General features: G+C 58.2%; 16 protein-coding genes. 6 read left to right on the top strand and 10 right to left on the bottom strand.

The genetic code is table 11. The features are described from left to right. Positions 1-20: 20 nt before the first annotated feature. The 3 genes from AAC060_RS08210 to AAC060_RS08200 all read right to left on the bottom strand — a co-directional run bounded on the left by AAC060_RS08210 (position 21) and on the right by AAC060_RS08200 (position 3,608). Positions 21-1,334 carry a cytochrome P450 gene (locus AAC060_RS08210; protein WP_339824839.1) on the bottom strand — a complete coding sequence of 438 codons (1,314 nt, stop codon included), beginning with the start codon at positions 1,332-1,334 and terminating at the stop codon, positions 21-23. Between the two features lie 115 nt (positions 1,335-1,449). Continuing rightward, entirely contained in the window at positions 1,450-2,649 is a 1,200-nt protein-coding gene (locus AAC060_RS08205; protein WP_339824837.1) for an ABC transporter permease, read from the bottom strand. After that, entirely contained in the window at positions 2,646-3,608 is a 963-nt protein-coding gene (locus tag AAC060_RS08200) for an ATP-binding cassette domain-containing protein (RefSeq protein WP_339824835.1), read from the bottom strand. Before AAC060_RS08200 ends, AAC060_RS08205 begins: the two co-directional genes overlap by 4 nt. A 44-nt stretch (positions 3,609-3,652) precedes the next feature. On the opposite strand from AAC060_RS08200, the gene queG reads away from it, so the two are divergent. After that, positions 3,653-4,708, top strand: coding sequence for a tRNA epoxyqueuosine(34) reductase QueG (gene queG / locus AAC060_RS08195; protein WP_339824832.1), 1,056 nt, complete (start codon positions 3,653-3,655; stop codon positions 4,706-4,708). Here queG and AAC060_RS08190 read toward each other — a convergent pair. Then, positions 4,694-5,059, bottom strand: a complete 366-nt coding sequence (locus AAC060_RS08190) for a hypothetical protein (RefSeq protein WP_339824830.1) — start codon at positions 5,057-5,059, stop codon at positions 4,694-4,696. The genes queG and AAC060_RS08190 overlap by 15 nt on opposite strands. Before the next feature lie 5 nt (positions 5,060-5,064). Next, on the bottom strand, positions 5,065-5,745 hold the full coding sequence (locus AAC060_RS08185; protein WP_339824827.1) for an EI24 domain-containing protein: 681 nt from the start codon (positions 5,743-5,745) through the stop codon (positions 5,065-5,067). Positions 5,746-5,852: 107 nt separating this feature from the next. On the opposite strand from AAC060_RS08185, the gene AAC060_RS08180 reads away from it, so the two are divergent. Then, positions 5,853-6,851: an adenosine kinase gene (locus AAC060_RS08180; RefSeq protein WP_339824825.1), complete on the top strand. Its 999-nt coding sequence runs from the start codon at positions 5,853-5,855 to the stop codon at positions 6,849-6,851. On the opposite strand, the gene AAC060_RS08175 is transcribed toward AAC060_RS08180, so the two are convergent. The 3 genes from AAC060_RS08175 to tsaD all read right to left on the bottom strand — a co-directional run bounded on the left by AAC060_RS08175 (position 6,852) and on the right by tsaD (position 10,481). Then, complete coding sequence (locus tag AAC060_RS08175) at positions 6,852-8,333, bottom strand: oligosaccharide flippase family protein (RefSeq protein WP_339825538.1); 1,482 nt, start codon at positions 8,331-8,333, stop codon at positions 6,852-6,854. Between the two features lie 121 nt (positions 8,334-8,454). Further along, complete coding sequence (locus tag AAC060_RS08170) at positions 8,455-9,450, bottom strand: NAD(P)H-dependent glycerol-3-phosphate dehydrogenase (RefSeq protein ID WP_339824823.1); 996 nt, start codon at positions 9,448-9,450, stop codon at positions 8,455-8,457. Continuing rightward, positions 9,447-10,481 (bottom strand): tRNA (adenosine(37)-N6)-threonylcarbamoyltransferase complex transferase subunit TsaD, encoded by a 1,035-nt coding sequence (tsaD, locus tag AAC060_RS08165; protein ID WP_339824820.1) that lies wholly within the window; start codon positions 10,479-10,481, stop codon positions 9,447-9,449. The genes AAC060_RS08170 and tsaD overlap by 4 nt, the downstream gene beginning before the upstream one ends. Before the next feature lie 44 nt (positions 10,482-10,525). On the opposite strand from tsaD, the gene hemC reads away from it, so the two are divergent. Genes hemC through AAC060_RS08150 form a run of 3 tightly spaced genes read left to right on the top strand, consistent with a single transcriptional unit; the run spans position 10,526 to position 13,171 of the window. After that, entirely contained in the window at positions 10,526-11,479 is a 954-nt protein-coding gene (hemC, locus tag AAC060_RS08160) for a hydroxymethylbilane synthase (protein ID WP_339824818.1), read from the top strand. Further along, positions 11,476-12,162, top strand: a complete 687-nt coding sequence (locus AAC060_RS08155) for a uroporphyrinogen-III synthase (RefSeq protein WP_339824816.1) — start codon at positions 11,476-11,478, stop codon at positions 12,160-12,162. Before hemC ends, AAC060_RS08155 begins: the two co-directional genes overlap by 4 nt. 46 nt (positions 12,163-12,208) lie before the next feature. Next, complete coding sequence (locus tag AAC060_RS08150) at positions 12,209-13,171, top strand: hypothetical protein (RefSeq protein WP_339824814.1); 963 nt, start codon at positions 12,209-12,211, stop codon at positions 13,169-13,171. Here AAC060_RS08150 and AAC060_RS08145 read toward each other — a convergent pair. Continuing rightward, positions 13,168-13,602: a thioesterase family protein gene (locus tag AAC060_RS08145; protein ID WP_339824811.1), complete on the bottom strand. Its 435-nt coding sequence runs from the start codon at positions 13,600-13,602 to the stop codon at positions 13,168-13,170. The two genes, AAC060_RS08150 and AAC060_RS08145, sit on opposite strands and share 4 nt — an antisense overlap. Then, a complete protein-coding gene (locus AAC060_RS08140; protein WP_339824808.1) occupies positions 13,599-15,665 on the bottom strand; it encodes a S9 family peptidase in 2,067 nt (688 codons plus the stop codon). The genes AAC060_RS08145 and AAC060_RS08140 overlap by 4 nt, the downstream gene beginning before the upstream one ends. 101 nt (positions 15,666-15,766) lie before the next feature. Here AAC060_RS08140 and AAC060_RS08135 point away from each other — a divergent pair, with 101 nt between their 5' ends. Next, positions 15,767-17,548 carry an aminopeptidase P family protein gene (locus AAC060_RS08135; protein ID WP_339825535.1) on the top strand — a complete coding sequence of 594 codons (1,782 nt, stop codon included), beginning with the start codon at positions 15,767-15,769 and terminating at the stop codon, positions 17,546-17,548. Positions 17,549-17,555 lie beyond the last annotated feature (7 nt).

Here is a 17,555-nt window from a genome sequence, read left to right as displayed (position 1 = left end):
TGCGCCTGAACGGGAACTGATCAATATTTCGAGAGCTCGACTTCCAACTCGCGGAACCCGTGGACGAAACAGGCGTGAACGCGGCGGTTTTTGCCGGTCGGATTGACCTGCATACGCCGCTTGTGCATTTCTTCCAGCAAGATACGGATTTGCAGTTCGGCGAGACGTGCTCCGACGCAGCGGTGGATGCCGTAGCCGAAAGCCAGATGCCGCCGGGCGTTTTCGCGGTCGACAATGATCTTGTCGGCTTCCGGGAAGACCTCTTCATCGCGATTGGCGGAAATATACCACATGATGACCTTGTCGCCCTTCTTGATCTGATGACCGAACAGGTCGTGATCTTCCAGCGCGGTGCGACGCATATGGGCGAGCGGGGTCTGCCAGCGGATGATTTCCTGAACCGCATTGGGAATCAGATCGGGGTTTTTCTGCAGCTTTTCCCGTTCTTCAGGGAACTGGCCGAGACCATAAGCCACGCCAGACATGGTGTTGCGGGTGGTGTCATTGCCGCCAACGATCAGCAGCACCAGATTGCCCATGAATTCCATCGGGTCCATGTCGCGCATATGTTCGGAATGGATCATCATCGAGATCAGGTCGGGCGTCGGCTCCGCATCTACGCGCTCGTTCCATAATTTGGTGAAATAGGCACCCATTTCAAAGAGAATATGCCGCCGTTGCTCGGTGAGATCTTCCGCGCAGGACAATTCCACATCACCAGCCCAGTCAGACCAATAGGTCAGCAACCTGCGGTCTTCCCAGGGAAAGCCGAACAGAATGGCAAGCATGCCGGTAGTCAATTCGATCGAAACCTTGTCGACCCAGTCAAATTTTTCGCCCCATGGCAGGCCATCGAGCACTTCCTCGGTGCGCTTGCGGATTTCGGTTTCCATCCGCTTCATTTCGGTCGGCGTGAAGGCCGGTGCTACCGTCCGGCGCTGACCGGTATGTTTGGGACGGTCCATTGCGATGAACATCGGAAGCTGGAAATCCTGATCAAATTCAGGATCGGCAATGGTGATACCGCCGTGGGAAACATCGGAAGAATAAATATCGGGCAGCGCTTCGACATGTTGTATCGGTTTGTAGGTGGTGATGTTCCAGAAGTCACCGTGAACGCCACCCTCGACCTTGTTGATCGGTGCCGTCGCCCGCATTTCCGCAAACGGTTTGCGCCATAAATCCTTGCTGTACAGATCGGCCCGGCTGACATCCCAGGGATTGGCCTCGCTATCTGCGACCGGAGGGTTGCGCTTATACCATTGTTCCAGCGCCTCATCGGCGGTGGGGGAAGTCGTCAGATTATCGAGGTCGATTTGGGGAACGGATGCCATTAGTCTCTCCTGCCGTTGCTGGTTTTAGCAATCGGTTGCGTTTCAAAACCCGTTCAATCTGCCTCTATTGACAGTAATGTCAATGTCTTTTCGGCAAATGTCCTGAATCTCGGGACTATTTCCCGGTCACTCTGGCAAACAGACTCTTTTTGCGAGCGGCCTGACCGGATTTCATCACATTGCGGCGGAATAGCATGACCGAAAAGCGGATGATGATCATTGTGAACAGTCCTTGCCAAGCCAGCGCGAGGCCATGCTGCCACAGATTGTCCATCTGCGCCGCTCGCGCGATCATCGCAAAAGGGGAGCTGAACGGGAAGAGCACCGCAAACCATTCGATCGGTTCGCCCAATTTGGTAATCGCTGAATAGGCGAGAAAGAAAACCAGCAATTGCCCCATGGTGACCGGCATCGACAGGGTCTGCACTTCGCGCACCGTTGTCGCCATCGCCCCGATGCCGAGAAACAGAGAGCCGAGAAGCAGATAGGCCATCGAAAAATAGAGCACCAGTAGCAGGCAGAATAACGGCCAGCCGACGGCGGGTGAAGGCAATGCATTCCAGTTTCCGCCGACCAGAAGGGCTACGGATACTCCCATCGTGCTCCACACAGTGATACCGACGAGCGCCATGCCCAGCATAGCGAAAAGCTTGCCGAGAAATATCGAATCCATCGGGATGGCGGCGGCCAGGATTTCGATGATCTTGTTGGTTTTCTCCTCGACCAGATTGGAAAGAACCATGCCCGCGAGGATCATGGTCAGCAGGATCAGGATTGCCTGGCCGGCCTGGGCCGTCAGCAACTGACCGCGTTCGCTGGAGCTGCCGGTCTGACCGATAAATCTCGTTTCAATGTCAACCGTAGCGGGGCGGGACAGGGCGGTCTCCGCCAGCAGGGTAATTTTGCCCTGCCATCGTTTGACGTCTCCTGCCGAACCCGTCAGCACGGGGGCTGCCAGTGTCCCGGAGAGAATTGCGGTCAGAGATTTCTCGCTGTCCAGCTTTGCAATAATGTCCGGTTCTTGTGCGGAAAAGTCCGGTAATATGATCAGCTCCGGCAAGGCTTTTGAACCAAGGCTCCCGATCAGCCGTGCGCGTGTTGCAAGCAGCGTTTCCGCTTCTTCCTGATTCAGGGCGACGCCGATGACAGAATTGTCAATATCGCGCGATACCTGCGATCCCAGCCCGCCAGCGGCAACCCCTATCCCGAGTGGAAATAGCGGTCCCAATAAAAAGAAAAAGAAGGATTTGGAAAATATGATCGCAGTGAAATCACGACGGGCAATGACAAACGCGGCGCGGATGGTTTCGATCATGCTCTTTCCTCCCCGTTGTTATCTGCGGCATCGGCATCCATTTTCCGGGCCGCCGCTTCGCCAGCAATCTGGACAAAGGCGTCGTGAAGGCCCGGGCGCTCTATAGACAGGGATTCAATGCCGGCATCGCCTTCCACCAGAGCATTTAGCAAGGGTTCGACTCCGCTTGCGGGCAAAGTGAAATGCCAGTTGTGTCCGAGCGGTTTGCAATCTGCAGGTATCGCTGCGCGCCAGGGACCGTCAAGATTGCGTGTTTCGAGATGGACCTGCGGACGCAGCCGGTCCCGGGCCGCGGAAACCTTGCCTTTGAAAGGGATTTTCCCATCGGCGATAATGGCAATCTCCTCGCACAGCCGTTCGGCATGGGCGATGACATGGGTCGAGAAAATCACTGTCACGCCTCTGTCGGCCTGCGCCCGGATCAATCGTTCCAGCTTGCCCTGGTTCAGTGCATCAAGGCCGGAAAACGGCTCGTCGAGAATGATCAGATCAGGGTCGTGCACGAGCGTGCCGAGCAATTGTACCGTCTGTGCCATGCCTTTGGAGAGCTGGCGTATCTGTTTGTCGGCTGCGTCACCCAGCCCATGATCTTCCATCATCGCCCGGCCCCGCTTGCGGCCCTCGGCCAGCGGCAATCCGCGCAATGCGCCCATGAACGCGATGGCATCAAATGCCTTCATCGATGGATAAAGACCGCGCTCTTCGGGGAGATAGCCGACCTGATGGGCCATGGAAATCGGTTCCGGTGATCCGAGCAGAAACCGTTCGCCTTCGTCGGGGTCAATGATCCCGAGCAGCATCCGCAAGGTCGTGGTCTTGCCCGCTCCATTCGGTCCCAATATCCCGAATATACTACCCTTCTCAATCGTCAGATCAATCCCGTCGACGGCGGCTTCGCCATCAAATCTCTTGACGATATTGCGGGCTTCGATGGCAAATTCGGAATGGGGCGCGTGCATTTACGGCTTTCATATCTGGCAGTAGTGTTTGATAGGGAAAGCCTATGCCGGATGACAAGTTAAGATTGGACAAAGCGCTCGAAAAAAAGGCGAAGGAAGAGGGCTTTGCTGCGGTCGGCATCGCTCCGGGACGGTTGGCACCAAAAACCGGCCAGCGCTTGAAGCAGTGGCTTGCGGACGGCAGCCACGGCGACATGATCTGGATGGAGAGCCGGGCCGACGAACGGTCCGACCCGACCCATCTATGGCCTGAGGTCCGTTCGGTCATCATGCTCGGAATGAGCTATGCGCCGGGCACCGATCCGTTCGCGCTGGAGAGTGTCTCCGATCACGGCCGCATTTCGGTCTATGCGCAGGGCAAGGATTATCACGATGTTGTAAAAGGTGCGCTCAAGCGGACCGCGCGCTGGCTGATCGAGCAGGCGGAGTGCGAGGTGAAGGTATTTGTCGATACCGCGCCGGTCATGGAAAAACCGCTCGCGGAAGCGGCGGGCCTGGGCTGGCAGGGCAAACACACCAATATCGTCAGCCGGGATCACGGCAGCTGGCTGTTTCTGGGCGCAATATACACGACTCTCGAACTGGAACCGTCAAAACCGGGAAAAGACAGCTGTGGCAGCTGCTCGGCCTGTCAGGATATCTGCCCGACCGGTGCCTTTCCGGCACCCTATCAGCTGGACGCAAGGGCTTGTATTTCCTATCTCACGATCGAGCACAAGGGGCCGATCCCGCACCAATATCGCAAGGCCATGGGCAACCATATCTACGGCTGTGACGATTGTCTGGCAGTCTGTCCGTGGAACAAATTTGCCCAGGCGGGTGCAGCAAACAAGGCGTTTCTGCCCCGCGCGGAATTGACTGCGCCGGCGCTGGCCGATCTGCTGGCGCTTGATGATGCCAGTTTCCGGCAGGTATTCTCTGGATCGCCTATCAAGCGCAGCGGTCGCGACAGGATGGTACGCAATGCCCTTATCGCGGCGGGCAATAGCGGCGATGCAGCATTGATCGCGCCGGCTCAGGCGCTTCTGGATGATGACGATGATGCGGTCAGGGACGCGGCCGGTTGGGCGCTTGAACAGCTGGCGTCAGCGTTGCCTTAGAGCATTTACGCAACTCACCCGGTCAACCGCTGCGCCATCGCTGCGGCGTGCGTCGATATGGGTAACCCGGCCGGCACCGCCATCTTCGGGTGGATAAAGATAGGCATCCAAAATGCACGCGCCGCTTGCAAACTGTAGTTTCTGGGCTGGCGGTTCGGATATATCCAGCTGCGGTTTTCCGAACAGACGGACAAGCTGGCCAGCGGTCTTGCCCATGACGATATCCAGGCCTGCTATCGATTGGAGGGGGGATGCCGGAGCGGCTGGCAGGCTAGGGCTTCTTGTTGCCGTTGTCGACGCACAGGCCGCTAGAGCGGGCAGGCTGAACAATATCAGAAATTTGGCTTTCATGCGGATCATATTTCCTTTTTCCCATGCACCAGATGGGTAGCCATAGCGGCTCCCAATAGCGGCGCAAGGAAATTGACAAACGGGATAGCCAGCATCAGCGCAGTGACCAATCCGAGGACGAAACGCTCCAGCTTCGGCAGGCTCGATCCGGCGGTGAGATTGCGATAGTCGGCCGCATGGCGGGCGGCAACCATGTCCTGCAGGTCACGTCCCAGCAAAATGGCATTGACCGCGAAAAAGGCGATCGGAACGCCGATCCCGGTCACCAGCAGCAGAATATAGACCGGTGCCGCGAGAATATTATAGCCAAGCGCCCGGGCGGCGGACGCGAGCCCCATTTTGATGCCGATCACATAGCCCGGCGGCTTGGCCGTTTCCGCACGATCAGGATAATATCGGCGCTCTACCGCATCGACAATATCGTCCGAAAAGATGTTGAGTACAAAAATGGCGACAATCCGGAACAATAACAGTCCGGTCAATATCGCGATGATGGCCGCCGCCGCAGCTGCCGCAAAGCCGCCGTCTATCCAGCCGACCCGGGCAAATAGCCAGACCAGTCCAAAATAAGCCGCCACACCAAAAATGGCGAACAACAGAAGCGTGAGCAATATGACCTTCAGCAGGATCACCAATATGGCACGGTCGCTAAGCTGGGCGAGGGAACGTGTGAAGGCTTGAATCATTTGCGCTTCATGTCATGATTTTCCGGCCAGCGTCAATTCTGCTTGATGGCATTGGGCCAAGCCCCTAACCCGTCCCGAACTATGCAAACCACCCCAAGAGGATCTTTATGACCACTGAAGCCCGTTATGATATTGTCGCCATCGGCAATGCAATTGTCGATGTCATCTCGCAAGCCAGCGAGGAATTTCTTGACGAGGAGCAGTTGGTCAAGGGCAGCATGGCGCTGATCGATGCCGCGCGGGCGCAGGAATTATATCGCGACATGGGGCCGGCGCGGGAAATTAGTGGCGGTTCTGGTTCCAACACGCTTGCCGGCGCATCCATATTGGGGCGCCAATGCGCCTTGATCGCGCAAGTGGCCGACGATCAGCTGGGTGAAGTTTTCGCTCATGATATCCGTGCGACCGGCATCGATTTTGATGTGCCGCCGCTGGGCAAAGAGCCGCCAACGGCGCGCTGCCTGATTTTTGTTACGCCGGATGCACAGCGGACGATGAACACCTTTCTGGGTGCATCGCAATTCCTGCCCCCGGCTGCGGTCGATGCCGATCTTATCGCAAGCGGTGCGATTCTCTATCTCGAAGGCTATTTGTGGGACGCCGACGAACCAAAGGCCGCGATGGCGCTGGGCATTGATATCGCCCGGGAACATGGCCGCAAGGTTGCCTTCACTCTGTCCGACACATTCTGTGTCGACCGGCATCGGGAAGAATTCGTCGGTCTGGTCGATGGTGGCAAGATCGATATCCTGTTCGCCAACGAAGCGGAAATCATGATGCTGGCCGAGACCGAGGATTTCGACGCGGCGGTTGCGCAGACGGCTGCCAAGGTGGAAACGCTAGTGGTCACGCGAAGCGAAAAAGGGGCGATCGCTGTTCGCGACGGCAAGACAACTGCCGTTGCTGCGGAACCCGTTGATCATATTGTCGACACAACCGGCGCCGGTGATCTTTTTGCTGCCGGCTTCCTCAGCGGTTATATCGAACTACGTCCGATGGAAGAATGCCTGACCATTGGCGCGATTGCCGCAGCGGAAGTGATTTCGCATTTCGGCGCGCGTCCGGAAGCCGATCTGGCTGAGCTGGTCAAAAGCCGGCTTGGCTGATCAGCCTTTCATTTTGAACAATTTCCGGTCTTCCGGTCCAAAGCCCCATTTCCAGATGATCCAGGCATAGCTGCCGAGGATCATCGGGATGCCGACGATCAATTCCATCCACTCGGGCAGATAGGTGGCGAGATAGCCGACTGCGCTTGCCACGCCGACCGCAAGCAACAAGGTCCAGCGCCAGCCATTGACCGGCGCATCGAGCAGTTTGGACAGGAAGATCGCTTTGACCACCGAAGCATAAGCGAGAGCAACCATCAGCGCTGCCGCGACGGCAGCAGCCTGAAACAACGGACCCCAGCCCAGAAGCACGCAGACCTGAATGAAGGCGACGCTTAGCGCCGCTTGGAGCAGCAGCATCGACAGCGAGATCAGCAAATTGCGATGGCGGGCGATATAGACCAGAGCGGATTCGCTGACCACGGCGGTTGCCGCCACGGCTTCGGCGGCCAGCAGGAAGGCAAGGGCCCCGGTTCCGCCAACGAAACCTGGCCCGACCAGACCCATCACCGCTTCTCCGGGAATCGCCAGCGCCAAGGCAATGCCGATTTGTGCTGCAATGATCCAGAAACCGACCTGGCTCACCTGGCTGGCAATGGCTTTCAAGTTCCCTGCCTCGAGATTACGGGTGATAACAGGGCCGAGAATGGGGTCGAAACTGGTTTTGAGCTTTTGCGGCAGGCTCGCTACCTGTTGAGCGATATAATAGATTCCGACGATCGCCGGCGAAGCAAACAAACCCAGAATGGCCAGGTCCAGTCGGCGCGAGCCCCATTCGGCAGCATCGGCTGCAGCGAGAGGCATGTTGCGCCGGGCGATTTTTGCAATTTTCATTGGTTCCGGTCGCCAGCCGTGCGGCAGGCCATAGCTTTTAAACAGGGGCCAGAGTGATGCCAGCAACGCTGCGACCATCGATACGACATAGGAAAGGATCAGGCCATCGCGCAGCGAATAATATGAGAAGAGAAAAGCGGCGATGCTGATCGTCCACGGTTCGACAATCGACCGGGCGCGCACTGTCGAGGCAATATCATAACGATAGGCGAGGGCGGCCAGCGCAATATCGGCTCCGACGACGGTGAATATCACCAGCGGCAAGAACCGGTCGAGCCCGTTAATATCGCTGTTCGGGAACATGATGAAGGGAAAGGCGATGAGGATCGCCGCCGCGACCGCAGATGCCAGAAAACTAACCAGCAGGCCGTCCCAGACCACATGGACATGGGGTCTCTTGGTCTTGCTCAATTGGGCTGCCAGCCCGCGTTTGAGGCCAAGGGTGGCGAGCTGTGCCGCAAATTCGACCACCAATATCGCATAGGCAAAGCGCCCGAGCGCATCGGCGCCATAGATACGACCGGCGATGAACAGAAACGGCAGACGCGCGGCGAGGCGCAGCAGAAAACCGAATATATTGGTCCGTCCGCCTTTCGCCAGCGCAGCAATATCGTCCTTGCTCTTGTCAGCGGGCGCTTCGCCATCGATTGGCGCTGCACCAGCCGTGCCTGATGATTCAGGACTGTTCAAATCGCTCTCCGGCTGGCCCGCTTAAGGGAACGCTGTCTATAGCAGTTTCGGGAATTTGTCATCATAATGGCTTGCCGGTCTATCTGCGTTCAGAAACGAGCGGCCTTTTCATGAGTTGTGTGACCACAGACTGAACATCGGCTGTGCCGTCCAGCAACGCGCAGACTGCGTCGACGATCGGCATGTCGATCTCGCGCGCTCGGGCATCCTGTTGGAGTACAGGTGCAGTCGATGCGCCTTCGGCAACCGTTGTCCGGTCTGACAAAAGCACTTCGGCCGACTGGCCTTCGCCCAATCCCCGGCCGAGCGAAAAATTGCGCGAGCTGGTCGACGAGCAGGTGAGTACGAGATCGCCAAGCCCGCACAGGCCTGCGAGCGTGTCTGCCCGGGCTCCCCGGGCCGCGCCGTAACGGAGCATTTCGGCAAAACCGCGACTGATCAGGGAGGCTCGGGCATTCTGACCCAGGCCGGCTCCGTCGACCACGCCACAGCCGATCGCCAGCACATTCTTGACTGCACCGCCAATTTCCGCTCCGACGACATCATCGGAATAATAAGGCCGGAAGCTTGCTTTTGCGATCAGCGGGTTGAGCCGCTCCCACAGGGCTTGGCTTTCGCACGCCAGCGTCAGCGCGGTTGGCAGGCCTTGCGCCACTTCATGGGCAAAGGTCGGGCCGGACAGGACTGCGAGGTCATTATCCGGTCGTACGATCTTGGCAACCTCGCTTAACAGCAACCGGCTTCGCGCCTCGATCCCCTTGCAGCACAGGATTAGCGCCGCGCTGGAATCGGGCAGGGCCTGAAGGGTGGCACGCAGATGCTGTGCCGGCGTTACCAGCAACAGCACATCACAGGCTGCCATTGCCTCCAAATCCATCGTCGCGCTGATATTGTCACGAAGACGGTGGCCGGGGAGAAAGGATATATTCTCGTGGGTCCGGTTGATCTGGTCGACAACCTCCGGTTCGCGGGCCCACAGTAGCAATTCGTCCTGGCCCTCGGACAAGACCTGCGCCAGAGCGGTGCCCCATGCGCCGGCGCCGATGACGCCAATTTTTGCTGTCGTAAGAGTCATGCTTTTACCCCCGCGCCGCGCGCTTTTTCAGCTGTCGGGTCCAGTGGCCAGCGCGGCCGGGCCACGAAATCCAGTGGATCGGTCAGGCCCGCGGCAAAACGCTCTGCGCCGGCCCAGGCAATCATCGCTGCATTGTCGGTGCACAGCCATTGCGGAGGGGCGGTAAAGGTCATGTCATTCTCCTCCGCGACCTGCTGGAGCATGGCGCGGATCGGAGTATTGGCCGCGACACCGCCTGCGACCACGAGATGTGCGCAACTGCCATGATCGCGGACAGCTTTTTCCAGCCGGTCGCGCAGGCAATCGACCACTGCCTGCTGAAAGGAAGCCGCGATATCTTCAGGTCTGTGCGCGCCGCTTTGATGGGCGCGCACAACGGCGCTTTTCAGTCCGGCAAAAGAAAAATGCGGTTCGGCAGATCTGATCAGGGGTCGGGGCAGGGGGACGGCCTTCGGATTGCCCTGCTTGGCAAAAGCTTCGACCTTCGGACCGCCGGGATAGCCGAGACCCAATATTTTTGCGGTCTTGTCGAATGCTTCACCGGCCGCATCGTCAATCGTGGTTGCCAGTCGCCGATATTGGCCAACGCCTTCGACGCGCAAAATCTGGCAATGGCCGCCGGACACCAGCATCAGCAAATAGGGAAAGGCCAGATCCGGATTGACCAGTCGCGGAGAAAGCGCGTGGCCTTCGAGATGATTGACCGCGATCAATGGCTTGCCGGCGGCCATCGCCAGTGCCTTGCCGGTAACCAGGCCGACCATCACCCCGCCGATCAGGCCGGGACCAGCAGTGGCAGCGATCGCATCGACATCATCGAGTGATTTTCCGGCCTCTTCAAGCGCGGCTGCGATCAGTGGTGTCAGGATCTCGGCATGCGCGCGCGCGGCGATTTCCGGAACCACGCCGCCATAGGGGGCATGTTCCGCCTCTTGTCCGGCCAATTTGTGCGCCAGAATTTCGCGCTCAGACGTAACTAGCGAGGCTGCTGTTTCGTCGCAGCTGGATTCAATTCCCAGGATCAGGCTCATGACGCTTTTACTTAGGCGCTCAAGCCATTAGGACAAGCGCTATCATGAGCGAAGATAGCAAAAAAGAGATTCTCGCCGGGCTGGATCGGCCTTTGCGTATAGGTACGCGCCAGTCACCGCTTGCACTGGCGCAAGCCACGATGGCGGCCAACGCGCTGCAATCGGTACATGGCTGGCGGCCCGATCAGGTCGAACTGGTGCCGATGATCGCCAGCGGCGACAAGATAATTGATCGTTCGCTAGCAGAAATCGGCGGCAAGGCGCTGTGGACCAAGGAACTGGATCGCGCGCTTGGCAATGGCGAAATCGACTGCGCGGTGCACAGTATGAAGGATGTGGAAACCATCCGGCCGGGCGAGTTCATTCTGGCAGCCATGCTCGAAAGGGCAGATATCCATGACCGGCTGATCGGAGCGGATTCGATCGAATCCCTGGCCGAGCGCGCGATCGTCGGCACGGCATCACCGCGCCGCAAGGCCCAGCTTTTGCGGCTGAGAAACGATCTCGATATCAGACTGATTCGCGGCAATGTGCAACGCCGGCTGCAGAAGATTGAAGACGGGGACTATGACGCGACCCTGCTCGCCGCTGCCGGCCTGAACCGGCTGGATATGAACGATGTCGGTGCTGATATTTCCGTTGAGGTCATGCTTCCCGCGCCCGCGCAAGGCGCGATCGGGATCGAAGCGCGGTCAGACGACTCCCATGTTCGCCGGCTAATGCATGCGATATCTTCGACGAACACATTTCGCGCCGTCATCGCCGAACGCCTGTTTCTGGAACAATTGACCGCCGATTGTCACAGCCCGGTCGCCGCTCTGGCGACGATTGACAGCGCAACCGTTTTTCTGCGAGCCGAAATATTGCTGCCCGACGGATCCGAGTGCATCAGCGGTCACTCCAGCTTTGATACCGGCGATGTTTCCGCGCCCGGCATATTGGCCAACACGCTATTGGGGCAGGCCAGTGCCAAGTTGAAAGCCGTATTTGGCCGATGAATCTGCCGCTGCTGATCCTTCGACCACTTGACGGGGCGCTGCAGACCGGGCGGCGGGCGAAGGAATGGGGTTTGCATGTGGTGGTCGATCCGCTGTTCGTCGTCGAGCCGATTGCCTGGTCCGGTCCGGAAACACAGGATTTTGACGCATTGCTCCTGACTAGTGCCAACGCGCTTAGATTCGGCGGACCACAATTGAACGCCTATCGGTCATTACCTGTATTGGCGGTGGGCGAGAAAACGGCAGCTGCAGCATCAGCAGCCGGTTTCCATGTCGCGGAAATGGGAGCGACCAACGCGCAAGACCTTCTGGGCAGCTTGGACAATGACCGGTACCGCAACATATTATGGCTGGCGGGCGAAAATCATACCGATCTTTCTGCATTAGATCAGCGGCTGGAAATCGTACCGGTGTATCGTTCAAACGCGATTGCACTGGGAGAACAGGCAAAAGCCTGTCTCGCCGGAGAGGCCGTCATCCTGTTGCATTCGGCCCGGACTGCGAAACATTTTGTGTCGGAACTGGACCGGTTGGGTTTGCCCAAGAGCAGGCATCACGTGCTGGCTTTCTCTGAAAAAGTGGCGGGAGCGGCCGGACAGGGATGGAAAAATGTGCAAACAGCAAGCCATCCGGATGACGACGCTTTACTGTCCTTGGCGGGCGCACTATGCCGGTCATGTTGAGACGATTTGGTCCGTCCTGCGGCCTGACTGAAGAAAAGGAGCCGTAATGAGCCGGGATTATGAAAGGCTTTCGCCATCAACTGGCAAGAGCAATTTGACGCGCAACGTGCTGATTTTGATGGTCGTGGCCTTCATCGGAGGGGCGATTCTGACCGGATGGATATTGTCGCGCTACAACCCCTTTGACAGCGAGCCTGACGCGGAAATAGCGACGGTTGCCAATGGCGCTGCCGGCAAAGCTGCTGACCCGGTGACCGCGCTTGCCAACCGCATTGATGCGGATGGCACCGTCTTGCCAGCGTCAACGCAATCAAGCGAGCCGGCGCCGCCGGCACTGACGCCGGAACTGGAGCGTGCGCTTGCCGTGCGCGTTGCCGATCTGGAAGACCGTTTGTCGCGAATCAATGTGCAGGCGCAGGCTGCGTCGGGCAATGCTGCCCGGGCAGAGGGGTTGTTGATCGCCTTTGCCGCTCGTCGGGCGCTGGATCGTGGATCACCGCTTGGCTATATCGATCCCCAATTGCGACTGCGTTTCGGCGATGCGCAGCCCAAGGCGGTGACGACTATTGTCAACGCTTCCCGTGAACCGGTCACCCTGGAAGAATTGTCCGCAGGACTGGACGAACTGGGTCCGGCGCTTACGACCGGATCTAGTGGCGCGGGCTTCTGGGCCGACTTTCAGCGGGAACTTTCCGAACTCTTCGTCATTCGTCGTCAAGGCACGCCGTCCCCGGCACCGCAACAGCGGTTAATCCGGGCGAAACGCTATGTCGAAACCGGCAATGTCGATGCCGCGATCGCCGAAGTCGAGAAGCTGCCCGGGATTGACGAGGATGGCGATGTCTTGCAGTGGATGGAAAAGGCACGTCGCTATAATGAAGCACGGCGGGCGCTGGATGTCATTGAAACCGCAGCGATACTCGAACCGCAACAATTGCGTACGGCCGAAGGGGAAAAAGTGGACCAGCCTTCACCGTTGGCGCCTTCTACCGCGATACCGGCCCCTTAACCCCTCAAGAACAGCTCTGCGAGATCAACGGGCACACGAACGGGGCGTCCGCTTGCCCGCTCGATAATTGCCCAGTTGGTTTTCGCGGCGACCTTGATCTTGTCATCGGGTCCGGTGAAGCTGACATTACGCCAGAACCGCGCGCCCTTGGGCGGTTCTGAAATCCACGTCCGTCCGGTCACCGTCTCGCCGACCCCGACATTGCCGCGATAATCGATCTCGTGCCGGCTCACGACCCAGATATAGCGGTCAATGGCGTCTTGCGGCGCGACCGCTTGCCAGTGCGCCGTCGCAAGATCCTGAATCCAGCGCACCCAGACTGCGTTATTGACATGGCCGAGTTCGTCAATGTCATCTGGCTGTGCGGTGAACGTCAGTCTGAAGCCTTGTTCTGTTTCGATCGGAGGAGAAGGAGGGCTTCCGCTACTCACTCAGCCATCCCCATCTGCCACAATATGAAAGCGAATTCTTCTGCCGTCTCTTCCAGAGCATTCCAGCGGCCCGACTTACCGCCATGGCCGGCGCCCATATTGGTCTTGAGCAGCAGGATATTGTCATCGGTCTTCGTCGCACGCAATTTGGCGGTCCATTTGGCCGGCTCCCAATAGGTGACGCGGGGGTCATTGAGGCCGCCGGTGATCAACATCGGCGGATATGCCTGCGCGGTCACATTGTCATAAGGCGAATAGCTGCGGATATATTCAAAGGCCGCCTTGTCTGTGACCGGATTGCCCCATTCCGGCCATTCCCCGGGGGTCAGCGGGAGGCTTTCGTCCTGCATCGTGTTGAGCACATCGACAAAGGGCACATGGGCCACGACGGCGCCCCATAGTTCGGGGTCACTGTTGACGATCGCGCCCATCAACTCGCCACCAGCGGAACCGCCCGAAGCGGTGATCCGGCCCGTGCTCGTATAGTCCTTGGCAATCAGGTCCTTTGCGACATCGACAAAATCGTTGAACGTGTTGGTCCGCTTGGTCAGCTTGCCGTCCAGATACCAGTTGCGGCCCAGATCGTCGCCACCGCGGATATGGGCAATGGCATAGACGAAGCCCCGATCGACCAGACTGAGCCGCGTCGTCGAGAAGCTGGGCGGTACGGCATAGCCATAGGCACCATAAGAATAGAGGTGCAGCGGCGCGCTACCGTCGATCTTGGTATCCTTGCGATAGACCAGCGACACCGGGACCATCGTCCCGTCGCGGACCTCGATCATCAACCGTTCGGTGACATATTGGCTGGCGTCATAGCCGGACGGGATTTCCTGAACCTTCAGCGTTTCGAGCGATTTGTCGGACAGATGATAGTCAAAGACCGTGCCCGGTGTGACCATCGAATCATAGCCGAGCCGCAGCTTGTCGACATCATATTCGGGATTGTCGTCCAGTCCGCCGCTATAACTGGCCTCGGGAAACGCGATACGCTCGACCTTGGCGGGATCGCCATAGGAACGGATTTCAATCTGATCGAGGCCGTTTTCGCGACCTTCCGTTACATAGAAATTCTTGAAGGTGCAGATATCCGTCAGATAAAATTCGTCCGATCCGGCGATCAATGTTGTCCAGTTGTCCGGGTCGGCAACAGGCGCGGTGGCAAGCCGGAAATTCACATGATCATCGTTGGTCAGGATATATAGCGTGCCGTCATGTTCCTCGACATCATATTCGCGGCCGGTCTTGCGTGCAGAGACCAGTATCGGTTCGGCGAGCGGATTGTCGGTCGGCACCAGCCGTATTTCGCTGGTCTCGTGATCGCCGGTCGAGATGGCGATGTATTTTTCCGAATGGGTCAGGCCAATGCCGACGCGAAATCCTTCATCATCTTCGTGATACAGCTCGACATCAGCGGCAATGTCGGTCCCCAGAACATGCAGCCGGGCATTATCGGTCCGCCATTGTTCATTGGCGAGACCGTAGAGCAGCATTGTTGAGTCGGCGGACCAGACCAGGCTCGAGAGGGTGCCGGGGATGATGTCGGGCAGCAGTTCTCCGCTGGACAGATCCTTGACCCGCGCTTCGAACCGTTCCGACCCGTTGTCATCATAGGCATAAGCCAGCAAGCGGCCATCTGGCGACACAGATGCTGCGCCGAGCCGGAAATATTCCTTTCCTTCCGCCAACACATTCTCGTCCAGCATCAGCTGGTCTTCGCCGCCCGATACCGCTTTGCGCCAATGCTGGCGATATTGCATGCCTTCCTCGAACTTGCTCCAGTAGAGCCAGTCGCCGTCCTTTTGCGGCACCGAGCTGTCGTCTTCCTTGATCCGCGCCTTCATCTCCTGAAACAGCGACTGGGTCAGCGGCTTGCGATCCGCCATATTCTGTTCGAACCACTGATTCTCGGCCTTGAGATAGGCGAGCACATCCTCGTCCTCGACAACCGGATATCGCGCATCTTTCAGCCAGTGCCACGGATCGTTGACGACATATCCGTGCCGCTCGTAACTGTGAGGACGCTGTTCTGCAAATGGCGGACGAGTCAGGTTTTTGGTCATATTCTCTCTATATCTCCGGCCGGATTTAGGTGGCGAATGGGGCCCGGAACCCCTATGTGTTGCACTATAAGCTTATTCAAGGAGTTTGCTCGGCGATGTTGATGTCTACCTATGAAGCCCGTCTCAAAGCGTTGCGGGAACAAATGCAAAAAGACGGCCTCGACGGCTTTGTCGTGCCGATCTGTGACGAGCATATGAGCGAATATGTCGGCGAATATGCGCAACGTCTGGCATGGCTCACCGGCTTTGGTGGTTCAGCGGGTTCAGCCATCGTGCTGAAGGACAAGGCAGCGATGTTTATCGACGGCCGCTATGTCGTCCAGGTCCGTGACCAGGTCGACGGAAATCTCTATGAATATGTCAATGTAGCGGATCAGAAGCCGCATGAATGGCTCGCCGCCAATGCCCCAAAAGGCTCGAAAATCGGTTATGACGGCTGGCTACACACCCGCGAATGGGCGGATACGGCCGGCAAGGCGCTGACCAAGACCGGCGCGGAACTGGTTGCCGTGCAAAATAATCCGGTCGATGCGGTCTGGGAAGACCAGCCGCAACGCTCGCTGGAGAAGCTGGCGGTCCATAGCGATCAATATGCCGGAAAATCGGCGCGGGACAAAAGAGCGGATGTCGCGACATGGCTCAACGACAAGGGCTATGATGCCACGGTCATCGCCGCGCTGGATTCGGTTGCTTGGTTCTTCAACGTCCGCGGCAAGGATATCACGAATACGCCGGTAGCTTTGGCTTATGCAATTGTTCGTGCAGACGAAACTGCGACCCTGTTTGTCGCGCAGGAAAAGTTGACTGATGCCGTGCGCGAGCATCTCGGCAATCATGTCGAGATTCGCGATTATGACGAACTGGCCGACGCCTTGTCTGATCTGGCTGGCAAAACCGTTGCGGTTGATCCCGAACGTTCGGTTGCCGCCATTTTCGAAGCGCTCGATAACGCTGGAGCCACAATCGTCAAAGATCGCGATCCGACCATTCTCGCCAAGGCGATCAAGAATGAAGCCGAAATCAACGGCCATAAGGCCGCGCAGAAGCGTGACGGAGCGGCGTTGACCAAATTCCTGCACTGGATGGCACAGGAAGCGCCAAAGGGCGCCTTGGATGAACTGTTGGCTGCTGCCCGGCTGCGCAAGTTTCGCGATGAAAGTCCGGAACTGAAGGATTTGTCCTTCAACACGATTTCTGCCGCGGGCGATCATGGCGCACTGCCGCATTACAGCGTGAACGAAGAAACCAACCAGCCGGTCGCGATGAATTCTCTCTATCTGGTCGACAGCGGCGGGCAATATCTCGACGGCACCACGGATGTGACGCGCGTGGTTGCGGTTGGTGAACCGACCGCAGAAATGCGCAAGCGCTATACGCAGGTCCTACAAGGCCATATTGCCCTCGATCAGGCGGTATTTACCAAAGGCACGACCGGCGGGCAGCTCGACATATTGGCCCGTCAATATCTCTGGGCCGATGGCGTGGACTATGGCCACGGCACCGGCCACGGCGTCGGCAGCTATCTTTCGGTGCACGAAGGACCACAGCGGATCTCCAGCTCCGGCGGCCTGAACGAGCCGCTGCAGCCGGGCATGATCCTGTCCAACGAGCCTGGCTATTACAAGGCCGGTGAATTCGGCATCCGGATCGAGAATCTGTTCCTCGTCGAGGAGCGGGAGATCGAAGGCGGCGAGCAGACCATGCTCGGCTTCGAGACGCTGACTTTCGCGCCGCTCGAGCGCAAGTTGATCGAGGTCGACATGCTATCGCAAAACCAGCGTCAGTGGGTCGATGACTATCATGCCAAGGTACGTGCGGTGATCGCGCCGCAGCTGCAAGGCGATGCGCTGGAATGGCTGGAGTCCCAAACCGCGCCGCTCTGAACGCGGT

It is taken from the genome of uncultured Parasphingorhabdus sp. (assembly GCF_963975555.1).
GTDB lineage: Bacteria > Pseudomonadota > Alphaproteobacteria > Sphingomonadales > Sphingomonadaceae > Parasphingorhabdus.
The sequence above is the reverse complement of the archived record's forward strand: the minus strand, read 5'-3'. Positions and strand labels throughout refer to the sequence as shown.

Bases quoted from the DNA above. Each gene is read 5' to 3' on its own strand.
- AAC060_RS08210 (WP_339824839.1), bottom strand. From the start codon at position 1,334: ATGGCATCCGTTCCCCAAATCGACCTCGATAATCTGACGACTTCCCCC.
- AAC060_RS08205 (WP_339824837.1), bottom strand. From the start codon at position 2,649: ATGATCGAAACCATCCGCGCCGCGTTTGTCATTGCCCGTCGTGATTTC.
- AAC060_RS08200 (WP_339824835.1), bottom strand. From the start codon at position 3,608: ATGCACGCGCCCCATTCCGAATTTGCCATCGAAGCCCGCAATATCGTC.
- queG (WP_339824832.1), top strand. From the start codon at position 3,653: ATGCCGGATGACAAGTTAAGATTGGACAAAGCGCTCGAAAAAAAGGCG.
- AAC060_RS08190 (WP_339824830.1), bottom strand. From the start codon at position 5,059: ATGAAAGCCAAATTTCTGATATTGTTCAGCCTGCCCGCTCTAGCGGCC.
- AAC060_RS08185 (WP_339824827.1), bottom strand. From the start codon at position 5,745: ATGATTCAAGCCTTCACACGTTCCCTCGCCCAGCTTAGCGACCGTGCC.
- AAC060_RS08180 (WP_339824825.1), top strand. From the start codon at position 5,853: ATGACCACTGAAGCCCGTTATGATATTGTCGCCATCGGCAATGCAATT.
- AAC060_RS08170 (WP_339824823.1), bottom strand. From the start codon at position 9,450: ATGACTCTTACGACAGCAAAAATTGGCGTCATCGGCGCCGGCGCATGG.
- tsaD (WP_339824820.1), bottom strand. From the start codon at position 10,481: ATGAGCCTGATCCTGGGAATTGAATCCAGCTGCGACGAAACAGCAGCC.
- hemC (WP_339824818.1), top strand. From the start codon at position 10,526: ATGAGCGAAGATAGCAAAAAAGAGATTCTCGCCGGGCTGGATCGGCCT.
- AAC060_RS08155 (WP_339824816.1), top strand. From the start codon at position 11,476: ATGAATCTGCCGCTGCTGATCCTTCGACCACTTGACGGGGCGCTGCAG.
- AAC060_RS08150 (WP_339824814.1), top strand. From the start codon at position 12,209: ATGAGCCGGGATTATGAAAGGCTTTCGCCATCAACTGGCAAGAGCAAT.
- AAC060_RS08140 (WP_339824808.1), bottom strand. From the start codon at position 15,665: ATGACCAAAAACCTGACTCGTCCGCCATTTGCAGAACAGCGTCCTCAC.
- AAC060_RS08135 (WP_339825535.1), top strand. From the start codon at position 15,767: ATGTCTACCTATGAAGCCCGTCTCAAAGCGTTGCGGGAACAAATGCAA.